We start from the raw sequence: 13,421 nt of genomic DNA on the forward strand, positions 1-13,421 counted from the left end.
AGCAACCATTGCGGCGTGTTTTCTCATGCGTAACGGCTTTGTCTTCAACGCCCTGTTAAGGTTAAGGCGGCTAATTTGGCGAAGATTTACCAGCTTCCGCACCGGTCATGGCCAAGCAAGACGCGCCCATCATCATCAAGAAGATCAAAAAAGGCGGCGGCGGCGGTCACCACGGCGGCGCCTGGAAGGTCGCCTATGCCGACTTCGTGACCGCGATGATGGCCTTCTTCCTGCTGATGTGGCTGATCAACACCACCTCGCCGGAACAGAAGCGCGGCGTCGCCGACTATTTCGCGCCGACCAATGTGTCGCAGACCACGTCCGGCTCCGGCGGCATTCTGGGCGGTCAGGCTCTGGGTCAGGACGGCGACAAGAACGCCGGGACCATGTCCTTTATCGACCAGTTGGCGCCCAAGGCGCCGGACGTGCAGGATCCCGACGGCCAGTCGTCGCAGGCGAACGGCAAGGCCGCCAACGCCTCCGACGCCGATTCCGATCAGGAGACCGACGCCCAGAAGCGTGAACAGATGGCCTTCCAGAGCGCGGCGGAATCCCTGCGTCAGGCCTTGCAGGACATGCCGGAACTGGCGGAGCTGTCGAAGAACATCCTCGTCGATCAGACGCCTGAGGGGCTGCGTATCCAGTTGATCGACCAGGAAGGCCGCTCGATGTTCGATCAGAACTCGGCCCAGCCCAATGACCGCGCCAAACTGCTGCTGCGCGCCGTCGCCAAGATTGTCAATAAGTTGCCCAACCGCATCTCGATCACCGGCCACACCTCGGCTTCACTCGGCGCGGCGACGCAGAATCCGCGCGACTGGGCCTTATCCGCCGCCCGGGCCGACGCGGCCAGAGCCGTGCTGCAATCGGCGGGCGTCGATCAGGACCGCATCGCGCAGATTCAAGGCAAGGCCGCTTCGGAGCCGCTCTATCCCGACGATCCGTCCTTGGCTGGCAATCGCCGCATCGCCATCGTGCTTTTGCGCGAAGCCCCGGTCCTGCCGCAGAACTAATCCAAATCCGGCCTTGCCGGATGTAAGGAATTGGGTTCAAATGATCGCCTGTACGGGGCCGCTTCGGGATTCCATGGCCAGATGAGTGAGCATTTTCCAGGACGCAAACTCAGATATTATCTGACGGTCCCCGGCCCATGCCCGTATCTGCCCGGTCAGGAGGAGCGCAAGGTCTTCGTTCACCTGCCGCCGCTCGAAGCGATTGGCGTGAACGATCAGCTTTCCGCCATAGGTTTCCGTCGTTCGCAGAACATCGCCTACCGGCCCGCCTGCCAGACCTGCCGCGCCTGCCAGAGCGTGCGCATCCCGGTAAGGCGTTATGTTCTGTCGAAATCCGACCGCCGCGTGCTGCGCGCCAATGCCGACCTCTCCAAGGCGTTTGTCGAGGCCGAAGCCAGCCGTGAACAGTACGACCTGCTGCAAAAATATATGCGCGCGCGCCATCCTGACGGCGGCATGATGGATATGAGCTGGCCCGATCTGGTCGCCATGATCGAAGACACGCTGGTGCGCACCCATCTGATCGAGTACCGGCTGGGTGAGAAACTGGTCGCCTGCGTGCTGGTCGATGCGCTCAATGACGGCCTGTCGCTGGTTTACAGCTTCTACGATCCAGACCTGTCATCGCGCAGCTTGGGCCGCTATGTCATTCTCGACCATATCGACCAGGCGCGCCGCGCCGGTTACGACCACGTCTATCTCGGCTATTGGGTCAAGGGCTCGCCCAAGATGGACTACAAGGCGCGCTACTGGCCGCTGGAAGGCCTGACCGACCTCGGCTGGCAAACCCTGCCGAAGCCGGAGAAGGGTTAAATGCGCAGCCGTCGCAGTCCCCGCGGCGCGATGCGGCCCGCCGAGGCGCGGCGGCCGATATAGTCCTCCACGTCCTTGAAGTCGCGCGCCTTGCCGGAGCCGTCGTACCAGACCGCGCCCTGGCTCAGGTCGGCGACAGCGATGTCCTTGACGCCGCCATCCTTGTAGGCCTGCAACTTCACGCCCTTGCCGCGCGCCATTTCCGGCAGTTCCGACACCGGATAGACCAGAAGCTTGTTGTTCTCGCCCAGCACGATGATGTGGTCGCCATGGACCGGCAGGGCGGCGAAGGCTTCGGTTCCGTCGGTGTTCAGCACCTGCTTGCCCGCGCGCTTGTTGGCGACCGCGTCGTCCTCGTTCATCACGAAGCCATAGCCCGACTTCGACACCATGACGCGCTTGGCGCCCGGCGTCAGCATGAACAGATCGACGATCTGCGCCCCCTCGTCGATATCGAGCATCAGTCGCAGCGGTTCGCCATGCCCGCGCGCCGACGGCAGCTTATCGCAGCCGAGGGTCAGGAAACGCCCGTCCGAGGTGAAGATCAGCAGCTTGTCGGTCGTGAAGCCCGGCACCAGGAAGCCGAGTTCGTCGCCTTCCTTGAATTTCAGCTCGGACGGATCCTCGACCTTGCCCTTGGCGGCGCGTATCCAGCCGCGTTTCGACAGAATGACGGTGATCGGCTCCTTGGGCAGATAGGATTCGATGGCCGCGACCTCAAAGCCGCTTGGCGCGTCAGCGAAGGTGGTGCGGCGCGCCGACATCAGCTTCTTGCGCGCCTCGACCAGTTGCTGGTCGATGCGCTTCCACTGTTTCTTTTCGTCGCCCAGCAGGTCGATCAGTTCATCGCGCTCCTTGGACAGCTTGTCATGCTCGGCGCGGATGCTCATCTCTTCAAGCCGCGCCAATTGCCGCAGCCGCGTGTCGAGAATGTAGTCGGCCTGCATGTCGCTTAAAGCGAAGCGCGCCATCAGGGTCTGTTTCGGCGTCTCGTCCTCGCGGATGATGCGGATCACCTCGTCGAGATTGAGGAAGGCGATCATCAGCCCGTCGAGCAGGTGCAGGCGCTTTTCGATGCGGTCCAGCCGCCATTGCGACATGCGCTGCAAGACTTCGCGGCGGTGGTCGAGGAAGGCGGTCAGGCATTCGCGCAGATTCATCACGCGCGGCGTGCCGGTGGCGTCCAGCACGTTCATATTGACGGCGAAGCGCGTCTCCAGGTCGGAGATCTTGAACAGGCTCTCCATCAGCACTTCGGGCTCGATATTGCGCGATTTCGGCTCAAGGATCAGGCGCACCTGTTCGTCCGACTCGTCGCGCACATCGCCCAGCAACGGCGCCTTCTTGGCCTCGATCAGACCGGCCAGTTGTTCGATCAGGCGCGACTTCTGCACCTGATAGGGAATTTCGCGCACCACGATGCGCCAGGCGCCGCGCCCCAGATCCTCGACCTCGTACCGCGCGCGTGTGCGGATGCTGCCCTTGCCGGTGCGGTAGGCGTCGTGGATATTGGCGGGGGCTTCGACGCACACCCCACCGGTCGGAAAGTCCGGCCCCGGAATGATCTCCAGCAGTTCGTCCAGAGTGGTCGAGGGCTTGGCCAGCAGCTTGCGGCAGGCGTCGATCAGTTCAGTGACATTATGCGGCGGGATCGAGGTCGCCATGCCGACCGCGATGCCCATGGCGCCGTTGGCCAGCAGGTTCGGAAAGCCTGCGGGCAACACCACCGGCTCCTCGTCCTGCTCGTCATAAGTGGCGCGGAAATCGACAGCGTTCTCGCCGATGCCGTCCAGCAGCATCATCGCCGCCGGGGTCAGCTTACATTCGGTGTAACGCATGGCGGCGGCGTTATCGCCGTCGATATTGCCGAAATTGCCCTGCCCGTCGACGAGTTGATAGCGCTGCGCAAAGTCCTGCGCCATGCGCACCAGCGCGTCATAGATCGCCTGATCGCCGTGCGGGTGGTACGTACCCATGACCTCGCCAACCACCTTGGCGCACTTGCGCGCGGCGGCTTCCGGGGTCAGGCGCATATCGCCCATGGCGTACATGATGCGGCGATGCACGGGCTTCATGCCGTCGCGCACATCGGGCAGCGCCCGGTGCATGATGGTCGATAGGGCATAGGCCAGATAGCGGCGCGACAGCGCCTCGCTCATCGGCTCGTCCAGGATGCGACCGCCATCGTCGCCGCCCGCAGGAATCATCACATCGCTCATGCCGCGACGCTAAAACGGGAAGGTGCGGAAAACAAGAGCGGTTAAGGGTTTGGCGGCCTGAAAGCGTGGACAGGCCTAAAACAAAGCGTCCACTTCGCTTTGCAGGTCGGATTCGACGCGACCGTGAATGTGCGAGTCCATCTCGATGACCAGCGCCTTCATCTCCACCAGACGGGTCTCCAGATCGGCGCGCGCGGCGGCGTCCATCATATGCGTGCTGAGCAGAATGTTGATCGAGGAATCGAACACGCTGAGTGCGCGCGCCACCGAAGCGTCGAAGGCCTCGCGAATCTCGTGCGGCGCATAGAGATAGGCCGCGACCACCACATCCTTCTGCTCAAAACCGGAACGCTCGAAATGCTCGATATAGCCGTGCGGGCGCCAGTCGGTCAGTTCCTCGGCCATGTCCGGCATGTCGAGGCCCATTTCAAATAGCATGACCGCCTCATTGAACAGGTTGGGATAATCGGTGGCCAGTCCGGTGGCCGGATTGACATTGGCGTTGATCAACTGCTGTTCGCTGTAGGGCAGCATGGGGTCGTGATAGTCCTTATTCCTAACGCAGTTATGGCATGGTAAATCTTACCAAACCCTGACCCACCGTCAGCTTAAAGCATCCGCCAGGCGCAAACGTATTTCCGGCAACGGCTGATTGTGCGGATGGAAGACATGCCGCTCAAGGAAAAAACCTGTCAGTTTCAGGCCGTTGACGATGTCGCCCTCACCTAACCCGCCCTGACTGGACAGCATGAAACCTGGCAGAGGCAGCAGCTTGTCACGGTAAGGCGCCCCCGCCGCGCGGCTGACCGCCCTGCCCGATTTCGGGCTGACGAAGATGAGATCGTCATGACCGCCTGTAACCGCGCAGGCGCTCAGGTCCAGCCCGAAGCCGACCGCCTCCAGCAGACCCGCCTCATAGCGCACATAGATGGCGGGCCAGACCTCAGGCATCTCCATCAAGCCCAGCAGGGCCGACAGAGCGTGATAGACGCCCGGATGCGCTTCACGCTCCGGCAAGACCTGCCGTGTCATCACGCACGCCGCCTGCAAGCCGATCAGGGCCAGCGGATCGTCCAAAAGATCGGGCGTCGCCGCGGTGGCCTCCAACCGCGCCGAACCGAGATGGTCGGCGTTACGCGCCTGATACTGCATCTGCACGCGCGCGCCCGGTTGTAAAGCGGCCTTGAGCCGCCGCGAAGCGCCGCCAGCGACGTGCGCGGCCCAGACGCCGTGGCTTTCGCTCAGCAGATGAGCAACCGCGCCGGTCTCGCCGTGCAGCCGCGCTCCCAGCACAATCGCCTCGTCGTCAAACTCGATCATGACTTAAGCGCATCCTTGTCGCCCGGCAGGGACAGCTTGACCAGCACCAGCACGAACAGGCACCAGCGCACATCGTTCCAGCCCAGGGTCATGCTTTCCGTCAGGCTGGACAGGCTGTAAATGCCCAGAAACGGCAGAGCGAAATATCCGCCCTCAGCGCGCGCGGTGCGATAGAGCGCCTTGAGCCAGGCTTCCGCGAACACGCACGCCCAGACGCTTAGTCCGACTATGCCCAGGCCCAGCCAGGTCTCGTACCAGCACGAATGGGCGTGATAGGCGCGAAATCCCGCAATCTGCGTGATGCGCGCCAGCGGCGCATAGGGCGCTTCGTCGGTCCACACCACGCCATATCCATAGCCGAGACGCTGATGTCCTTCCATGACATGCGCAATCCCCTCCCAGATAAAGGTGCGTCCGGTTAGGGTGGCGTCCTTGCCTAAAAGTTTAAACGCAAAGGACGGCTCCAGCAGCAGCACGCCGCCAATCAGCAAAAGCCCGCTCAGGCTGGCCCAGGTCAGCAGGACGGCCAGAACCGGCCCGCGCCGCGCCAGCATGATCACGCCCAGCCCGGCCATGCCGACCGCCAGCGACACCAGCGCGGTCTTCGACGTGGACAGAAGCACCAGAGCCGCCATCCCCGCCGCCATGGTCCACCAGAAGATGCGGCGATGCGGATTGTTAAGCGCCGCCGCCCCCGCCGCTGTAAAGCCGATCGCCATCATGGCGCCGAAATTGTTCTTCTCGATCCACGGCCCGCGCCATGCGCCGACGAACAGATCCTGCATCCGTCCCAGATGCGGAAAAGCTATCGCCAGCACATAGGAGGCCGCCATCATGACGATAAAGGCCGCGCCCAGAACCTCGGTCAGCCGCGCCCAGGAAAACCGCGCCGCCAGCGCATAGGCGGCCAGCACGGTCATGCCGAGCGCCATCAGACGACGCAGAGTGCCGGACGGATCAATCGACCACAGATAGGACGCCGCGCACAGGCCCAGCAGACCCAGCAGCAGCGGCGTGCGCCATAGGGCGCTGGCCATCTGCCGCCAGCTCACCATGGCCAGATAGAGTCCGCCAAGATAAAACGGGTAATAGAAGGCGCGCGCCAGCCCGGAGGCGCTTTCCGGCGTGCCGTTATAGCCGAACAGGGGCGCTTCCCACGCCTGCGAAAAGGCCAGCAGCACGCCGACGCCGCACAGCAGCGACAGCCAGCCGTCGCGCCAGTCCGCGCGCACATCGCGCCAGAATGAGGCGAGACCGCTGTTAAAGCGGCTCACAGCGCGGCGGCGCGTCCCGCCGCGCCCGTCTTCAAGCGGGAAACCCGGCTGGCGCGGTTATAGACCATGCCGATCAGCCGCCCACCCGCGCGTTCGATGGCGCGGCGCAGATCGAGACGCGCCTGAACGTCGCCGTCGTCTTCGCTGACCACCAGAATGACGCCATCGGCAAGCGGCGCCAGTTGCAGACAGGCGCTGTCGCGCGCAAAGGCCGGGGTGTCGATCACGATGGTCTGAGCATGGTCGCGCAGGCCTTGCCAGTAATCGGCCTGCTCGCTCAGCCGCGCCTTGCCGCCCGGCGGCAGCTTCTCGCGCAGGAAGCGCGTGACCCACAGGCGGCGCTCCAGAAAGGGCTGGGCGATCATGAGGCGCGCATCCGGCAGAACGGCGCCGTCCCGATCGCGCGCTGGCGGGGAAACCGTGAAGAAGCTCGACCCGTCAGGCGACGCCTTGCTCAGCGCGCCCGGCGAACCGAAACGCGCCGGATCGTCACTGACGGCGCGCAACTGGCTTTGGCGGGCCAGATCGGCGTCCACCAGCCAGACCGGCCTTTTCGCATAGGCCGCCTCGCAACGCGCATATTCGCGCGCCACGGTCGAAGTTCCCTCTTCGTCAAACGCCGCCACGAACAGAAAGACACGCCCGCGCGTCTGCGCAGGCCGTCCCAGCGCCGTCATCAGCCCTGCCATTTCGTGAGTAAGATCAACCATCGGCGCGTCAGAACGATTCCAAATTTCCAGGCGACTCAAAGTGTCTGTCGAATCGCGCCGCCACTGTCGCAAAGCCGCGCGCTTGGTTCAAGTCAGGCCTTCATCCCGGCCTGCGCCAGCACCGGCAGGTCCAGCGCCCGCGACGCCGCCTCGGCGCTGACGAAGCCCTTGCGCGTATAGACCCTGAGCAAACCCGCGCACAGGGCGGTAAAGCCCGCGAACAGGAAGGCCAGGATCAGAATGACGCGCTTCAGGCTTTTCGGCTTGTCCGGCATGGACGCCTTTTCGACAACGCGCACCGTGTCGTCCAGCCCTTCCTTGGACAGGGCCTGCTGCGCGTCGTTTTCCTGAATGCGCTGCGTGAAGGTCTTGATGTTGTTTTGCAGAGCGTCGCGGTCGGCGCTGAGATTGTTGTACTGCGCCTCGATGCCAAGCAGGGCCTGCATCTTCTGAGTCGCCTGCGCGGCCTGATCCTGTAGCAAGGCGATGCGGCCCTGCTGCGAGGCGATGTCGGCCTCAAGGTTCAATTTCTGCGTCATGGCGTCCTGATAGATCGGATTGACGCCCAGCTTGTGCGCCTGTTCGCCAACGCCATGGCCGGAGTCCATCATCGCCTGATAGGCCGCAATCTGCGCGTCGAGATCCTTGACCGGCTGCGCCGTCGGCAGGTAGCGCGACAGCAACTCCTGACGCTGCTGCTTGAGCGCGAAAATCTTGTTCGGCACGGACAGGTCGAGGTCGCGCTCGGTGGACATTTCCGGCGACAACTGTTTCAGGTTCGCTTCGATCTCAGCCAGCTTGGCGCGGTCGGTCGCCAGTTGCGACTGCGCGTCGTACAGCGACTTGGTCACCGTGTCATAGACGCTGGCATAGGTCGTCTTGGCGGCCTGAAAATCGCCGACGCCATGCTCAGCCAGAAAATTTTGCAAGGCGCGGTCGGCCACGGCCAGTTGCGCGTCGAAGTCCTCTTTCTGCTTTTCCAGCAAGGGCCCGGTGGTGTCGGCGTAAACCGTGCGGCGATAGATCTGATACTCGTCGATGATGGTGTTGAGGATCAGCGCCGCCGCCATCGGATCGGAGTGCTTGAAGGTCAGGCGCACCACATTGTTCTGCGGCGCGGTCGAGGTTTCAAAACCGCTCTGCAACACTTTCAACGCCGCCTGTTCGGCCTCCTGGCGCTGGGCGTCGCTGTGCGGATTCCAGTATTGCGGGTCGTCCGGCAGAATGGTCTTGTAGCCCAGCTTGGCGATGACGCGCTTTTTCAGTTCAGTCGAGTTGAGAATTTCAACTTCCGACTGCACAACCTGGTCGATGGTGGCGATGGCGCCGCGCGCCGCGTCGCCTGTGGCCGGGTCATAGACGTAGTTCTGCGACAATTGCATCAAAAGGCTGGCGCCCGCCGTGTAGTCCGAGGGCATTTTCAACGCGACCAACGCGCCGACGCCGAAAATGACGCAGAAGACGATCAGGATCAGCCAGGTCTCGCGCAATAACATGCGCATAATATCGCCCAGTCCCAGTTGCAGAGCCGGATTGCGCTTCGACGCCGCCTGCCCGCGCGGGCGCGGCCTTATCGTCTCATCGTCCCAGCCGCTGTCCACCTGCATCCCGCCAAATCCCATCGCCATGCGCGCGTGTTTACTGCGATTCCAACGTCCCGAAACCAGCGGAAAATCCCGCCGTGGTTGCATTTAAGAATCGCCCCGCAGAGTTTGAAATTAGTCCGGCGAGCGTTAATGAATGTTTACCATTTTAGGGTTTGTTAAGGGTGTTCTCACCGCTATGGAATCGCGCCGCCATGCTGTCTCGCAGAAGCCTTCTCACCCTGTCGCTCGGCGCTGTCGGCGCGCTTGCGCTCAGGGGAGTTCCGGCGAAGGCGGACAAGCCGGTCAAGGCCAATGAGATCGCCTTCGCCAAATGGACCGATGAGGAGCCGCTTTATCTTTTTTATCCGGGCGACAAGCTGGAGATTAACGTCTCCGGCGCGCCGGAACTGAGTCGTCAGACTCAGGTTGGGCCGGACGGCCGTATTACGCTTGGCCTGATCGGCCAGATGATGGCGGCGTTCAAAAGCGTGCCGGAATTGCAGGACGATATCGAAAAGGCCTATGCCAACGTGCTGCGCGATCCAGAGGTCACCGTCTATCCGGGCGAAACCGCGCCGATGCGCGTTCTGGTCGGGGGCGAGGTGAAAAACGCCGGCTGGGTCGATATGACCGGCGATATGGACGCCTTGCAGGCGGTGATGGCGGCGGGCGGCTTCACGCACGGCGCCAAGACGCATCAGGTGGTGCTGATCCGACGGTCACGTGACGGCCACGCCATGCGCCGCATCATAGATTTACAGAAACCCCTATCGGGTCAATCGGACCGACTGGAGGCGCTGCGGCGCTTCGACATCATCTATGTGCCGCGCACCAATATCGCCGAGGCGGGCGTCTTCGTCGAACAGTGGATCAACAATCTGATCCCAAGTCCGGTGCTGAACTACTTCACCTACCGGACGTTCAACTAAGTATAGCCCGGAAACCGGACTCAAGCTTCGGCATGGAATATGCTGGCAAGCGCGACCGCGGGCCGCGCACATTTGCGCGAAAAGCCTGCGTGGCGAGTGGCCGCCAAAACATTGAGCCTCAGGCGGCGTAGCCGATGCGGCCCTGATCGAGCCACTGACGCGCAGCCTTTTGCGCTTCGGCGATGGCTTCGCGGTCCATCTCACGCGACAGTTCGCGGCGATAAACCGTCGCTTCCATCGAACCGCGCATGGCGGCCAGATTGAACATCATGTGCGCCGAGATCAGATCGACGGGCGCGCCGCCCTGCCCGGTGGAATACATCATGCCGAGGCGGAACAGGTCGTCGCCGCCCATATCCGGGGTCGGCAGAGGCAGGGTTTCAATTTCGTTCATCAAGGTCATCGTTCTGACGCCGCGCCTTATGCGCGTCTCCTTTGAGGGCTGATGAACAGATTTCAGCATTACGCCATGAAGTTAAAGTTAACAACGATATTTAGGCTAAATTTTTTGTGTAAATATTTGCATAACATTAATATTTGCATTTACTATTTGATCTATATTCATTTATTTGTTGCTAATTTTCATGTATTATTTGATTATAAATTATAAATATCCTGATTTTTGCGATCTTATATAAGGATATAAGCATTAACGCGGAAATGTTGCGCAGCAATATAAACGGATCTGACTTGCCAATGCTATCGTCTTCGTTCAGCTTCAGTTCAGCTTGCCCCTGTCATAAACGGCGCAAGACGATAGTTTTATCGCCCCGTGCGCCGGGTCCGCTTATTCGACCCGGAGAAACGATGAGGAGATTATGAACAGCACTTTCGCTAAACGCGCGACGATCTCCGGTCTGGCCCTGGGCCTCGCCCTCGGTCTGGCCGCATCGCCGTCCTTTGCGCAAAGTCGCGGCTATGGCCACGGTCAGGGTCGCGGCGAGCGATCCGAAAGCCGCCAGACCGTTACGACCGACGCCCCGGCGCCGCAACCACGCGCCGTCGCGCCAGCGCGCGTCGATAACAGCCGGGGCCGTGGCGGCGGGAACGACGGCGGTCGCCCTCAAGATCGCGGCGGTCAGCGTCCGGATCGTGGTTCCGGCGGCTGGAACGGAGGTCAGCGTCCAGATCGCGGCGACGGCGGTTGGAATGGCGGCCAGATCCGTCCGTCTCAAACTCAACCGAGCCAGACGCAGACCAATCGCGCTCAGAACGCCCATAACTGGGGCGGCGACTGGAGCCAGAATGGCGGCGATCGCGGACGCCCTGGGGGGAACAACGATGACCGTGGCCATGGTAGAGACCATGGCGGGAACGGCGGCGACCATAACTGGAACGGCGCAGGCCGTCCGAACGGCGACCACAATTGGAATGGCGGCGGGCGTCCAGGCGGCGATCACAATTGGAACGGCGGCGATCGCGACCGTGACCGCGGCCACAACTGGAATGGCGGGCGTGCGCCGCACTATGACTGGCGCACCGACCGGCGCTTCCATGGCTATAGCGGCGTGCGTTATGGATTCTACTTCTTCCCCGGCGTCGGCTATTACAATGTGCCGTCGCAATGGTACGGCCATCGCTGGTATTCCGGCGAATACATGCCGGACTTCTTCTACAGCTATCGCCTGTATGACTGGGACTATTACGGCCTGCCCATGCCGCCCTATGGCTGCGCATGGTTCCTGATCGGCGAAGACGCCGTGCTGGTCGATCTCGACACCGGACGCGTTATCGACGTCTATTACGACGTTTATTAAGCGCCTCTCATAAACTGAAAAAGCCCCGGTTCTCCACCGGGGCTTTTTTACGCCCCCGGCGCCGCCCTGATTTTTTGGCCGCAACAAGCTTATCCGAAGCTTATTTTCACGACACATTTCCGCCCGCCCGATTGCTCAGGCTCAAGCCTCGTCACGATAAAGCCGTGACCGTTCAAAAACAGATCATGAGGCTTCCCAGTGAAAAGCTTGACAACGAAATCCTCCACCCTTCTCGCCACCGCTTCGGCCATCGCCGCCCTCGCCTTCGCGCCCGCTCTGGCGCATGCCCAGCTTCTGGGCGGACAGGCTGGCGGCGGTCTGACCGGTTCGGTCACCTCCGGTCTCGGCAACGCCACGGCGGGCGCTAACGGCGCTCTGCAAGGCCAGGCCAACACGAACGCGCTCGATAAGGCCAGCGGCATGGTGGGCGACGCCGCGCAGGACGCCACTCAGGACGCCAGCCAGATCGGTCAACAGGCGGGTGGCCTGACCTCCGAGACCAAGGGCGCAGCCAGCGCCGACGGCTCGGCTTCCGGCGGAGTCAGCGGCGACCTCAAGAACGGCGTCAACGCCACCGGTCATGCTTCTGGCGACGCCAGCGTTAATGCGGGCGCGGTCACCGGAGCGGCTGGCGACGCGGTCGGCGATGTCAAAAGCGACGCCTCAACCGCCGCAGGTCAAGCCAGCGACGCCGTCAATGGCGCCGTGGACGCCGCCAAGTCCACCAACGCCACGGTGAGCGGTTCAGCCAGCGCCGACGCTAACGCCGGAGCTTCAACCAAATAAGGAATCCAAATAAGGAATATCGTCATGAAGACCCTCATTCTTCTGACCGGCGCCGCTCTGATCTTCAGCGGCGGCGCCGCCCTCGCCCAAACAACCGACATGGGCCAGGACGCCAGTCAGGCGCAATTGCAGCGTGAACACAATCGTGCGGTCAAGGCGGGCGACACCGCCAACGATCCGATGAATTCGTCCAGCAGCGACGCGCTCAATCAGCAACAATTGCAAGGGACGCCTCTCTCCGGCGGCAACGACGCCGGCGGGCCGACGACCGCGCCGAGCACACCCGACATGTCCACCTCTCCGCCCGCACCGGGCGCAGACAGCGGTATGACGCCTGATCGGCCGCCGACAACGGATAACAGCAGCTCAGCGTCGGACTCAAGCTCTTCCAATTCGACGACGACGCCCGCCTCGTCCAACTCCAGTTCGACGATGTAGCCATCGAAACAATTAAGGGTCGGCGTCCTTGCGCCGACCCTTGCAAATACAGTATCAGAAAGCCTACTTAAAATATAAATTTTCCATAAATATAGCATAATTCGAGGCATTAAGGCAAAATTTATCGCCAAATATACGCAAATAGAACAAATTTTAGCCTGAATCGACAACAAAACTGCCTATCGAAGCCGTTGTATTTAAAACAATGCACCAGCCTCACCTGCTAGCTCAGTAATTTCAAGAAATGAGCAAGGTTACAATAAGCACTAAAACCTCCATCGAAAGACATAGAGCCATGAAGTCCATTCTGCCTATCGCCGCCGCCGCTGCTTTGATCACTGGCCTGGCCGTCGCTCCGATGATTTCGGCTGCGCAAGACACCACGCCGCAAACGACGGCCCAGTCCGCCGCCAGCGACTCGTCCTCGACCACCAGCGACGCCGCTGCGAGCGATTCCACCTCGTCCTCGTCCTGGTCGGCGGACGCTTCGTCTTCGGACTCGTCCTCGTCCGCTTCAGATTCCGCCTCGGCGGATTCGTCTTCGTCGATGTAAGACGCCCCCGCTTACATCAACGA

The 13,421-nt window shown here is 61.9% G+C and carries 14 protein-coding genes; 7 read left to right on the top strand and 7 right to left on the bottom strand.

The window, feature by feature from the left end; all coding sequences use genetic code 11:
* Positions 1 to 107 precede the first annotated feature (107 nt).
* The gene (locus tag ACTHLA_RS06940; protein WP_440186577.1) at positions 108 to 1,013 is read left to right on the top strand and encodes a flagellar motor protein MotB; all 906 of its coding nucleotides are present in this window, start codon (positions 108 to 110) and stop codon (positions 1,011 to 1,013) included.
* 81 nt (positions 1,014 to 1,094) lie between these two features.
* On the top strand, positions 1,095 to 1,826 hold the full coding sequence (locus ACTHLA_RS06945) for an arginyltransferase (RefSeq protein WP_440186579.1): 732 nt from the start codon (positions 1,095 to 1,097) through the stop codon (positions 1,824 to 1,826).
* On the opposite strand, the gene parC is transcribed toward ACTHLA_RS06945, so the two are convergent.
* From parC to ACTHLA_RS06975, 6 genes are all read right to left on the bottom strand, one after another.
* The gene (gene parC, locus ACTHLA_RS06950; RefSeq protein ID WP_440186581.1) at positions 1,823 to 4,045 is read right to left on the bottom strand and encodes a DNA topoisomerase IV subunit A; all 2,223 of its coding nucleotides are present in this window, start codon (positions 4,043 to 4,045) and stop codon (positions 1,823 to 1,825) included. The two genes, ACTHLA_RS06945 and parC, sit on opposite strands and share 4 nt — an antisense overlap.
* A gap of 75 nt (positions 4,046 to 4,120) precedes the next feature.
* Positions 4,121 to 4,579, bottom strand: coding sequence for a hypothetical protein (locus ACTHLA_RS06955; RefSeq protein ID WP_440186583.1), 459 nt, complete (start codon positions 4,577 to 4,579; stop codon positions 4,121 to 4,123).
* A gap of 69 nt (positions 4,580 to 4,648) precedes the next feature.
* Entirely contained in the window at positions 4,649 to 5,362 is a 714-nt protein-coding gene (gene recO, locus ACTHLA_RS06960) for a DNA repair protein RecO (protein WP_440186698.1), read from the bottom strand.
* Positions 5,362 to 6,639: an O-antigen ligase family protein gene (locus ACTHLA_RS06965; RefSeq protein ID WP_440186585.1), complete on the bottom strand. Its 1,278-nt coding sequence runs from the start codon at positions 6,637 to 6,639 to the stop codon at positions 5,362 to 5,364. Before ACTHLA_RS06965 ends, recO begins: the two co-directional genes overlap by 1 nt.
* Complete coding sequence (locus ACTHLA_RS06970; protein WP_440186587.1) at positions 6,636 to 7,349, bottom strand: transcriptional regulator; 714 nt, start codon at positions 7,347 to 7,349, stop codon at positions 6,636 to 6,638. Before ACTHLA_RS06970 ends, ACTHLA_RS06965 begins: the two co-directional genes overlap by 4 nt.
* Before the next feature lie 92 nt (positions 7,350 to 7,441).
* On the bottom strand, positions 7,442 to 8,977 hold the full coding sequence (locus ACTHLA_RS06975; RefSeq protein WP_440186589.1) for a GumC family protein: 1,536 nt from the start codon (positions 8,975 to 8,977) through the stop codon (positions 7,442 to 7,444).
* A gap of 170 nt (positions 8,978 to 9,147) precedes the next feature.
* Between ACTHLA_RS06975 and ACTHLA_RS06980 the strand changes: the two genes are divergently transcribed.
* Complete coding sequence (locus ACTHLA_RS06980; protein ID WP_440186591.1) at positions 9,148 to 9,864, top strand: polysaccharide biosynthesis/export family protein; 717 nt, start codon at positions 9,148 to 9,150, stop codon at positions 9,862 to 9,864.
* Positions 9,865 to 9,982: 118 nt separating this feature from the next.
* Here the strand turns inward: ACTHLA_RS06980 and ACTHLA_RS06985 are convergent, their stop codons facing one another.
* Entirely contained in the window at positions 9,983 to 10,267 is a 285-nt protein-coding gene (locus ACTHLA_RS06985) for a sel1 repeat family protein (RefSeq protein WP_440186593.1), read from the bottom strand.
* Between the two features lie 415 nt (positions 10,268 to 10,682).
* Between ACTHLA_RS06985 and ACTHLA_RS06990 the strand changes: the two genes are divergently transcribed.
* The 4 genes from ACTHLA_RS06990 to ACTHLA_RS07005 all read left to right on the top strand — a co-directional run bounded on the left by ACTHLA_RS06990 (position 10,683) and on the right by ACTHLA_RS07005 (position 13,398).
* A complete protein-coding gene (locus ACTHLA_RS06990) occupies positions 10,683 to 11,621 on the top strand; it encodes an RcnB family protein (RefSeq protein WP_440186595.1) in 939 nt (312 codons plus the stop codon).
* 198 nt (positions 11,622 to 11,819) lie between these two features.
* Entirely contained in the window at positions 11,820 to 12,407 is a 588-nt protein-coding gene (locus ACTHLA_RS06995) for a hypothetical protein (RefSeq protein WP_440186597.1), read from the top strand.
* 24 nt (positions 12,408 to 12,431) lie between these two features.
* Positions 12,432 to 12,845, top strand: coding sequence for a hypothetical protein (locus ACTHLA_RS07000; protein WP_440186599.1), 414 nt, complete (start codon positions 12,432 to 12,434; stop codon positions 12,843 to 12,845).
* A gap of 295 nt (positions 12,846 to 13,140) precedes the next feature.
* Positions 13,141 to 13,398 (top strand): hypothetical protein, encoded by a 258-nt coding sequence (locus ACTHLA_RS07005; RefSeq protein WP_440186601.1) that lies wholly within the window; start codon positions 13,141 to 13,143, stop codon positions 13,396 to 13,398.
* The last annotated feature ends 23 nt before the right edge of the window (positions 13,399 to 13,421 follow it).

Source organism: Asticcacaulis sp. (assembly GCF_051956075.1).
Classification (GTDB): Bacteria; Pseudomonadota; Alphaproteobacteria; order Caulobacterales; family Caulobacteraceae; genus Asticcacaulis.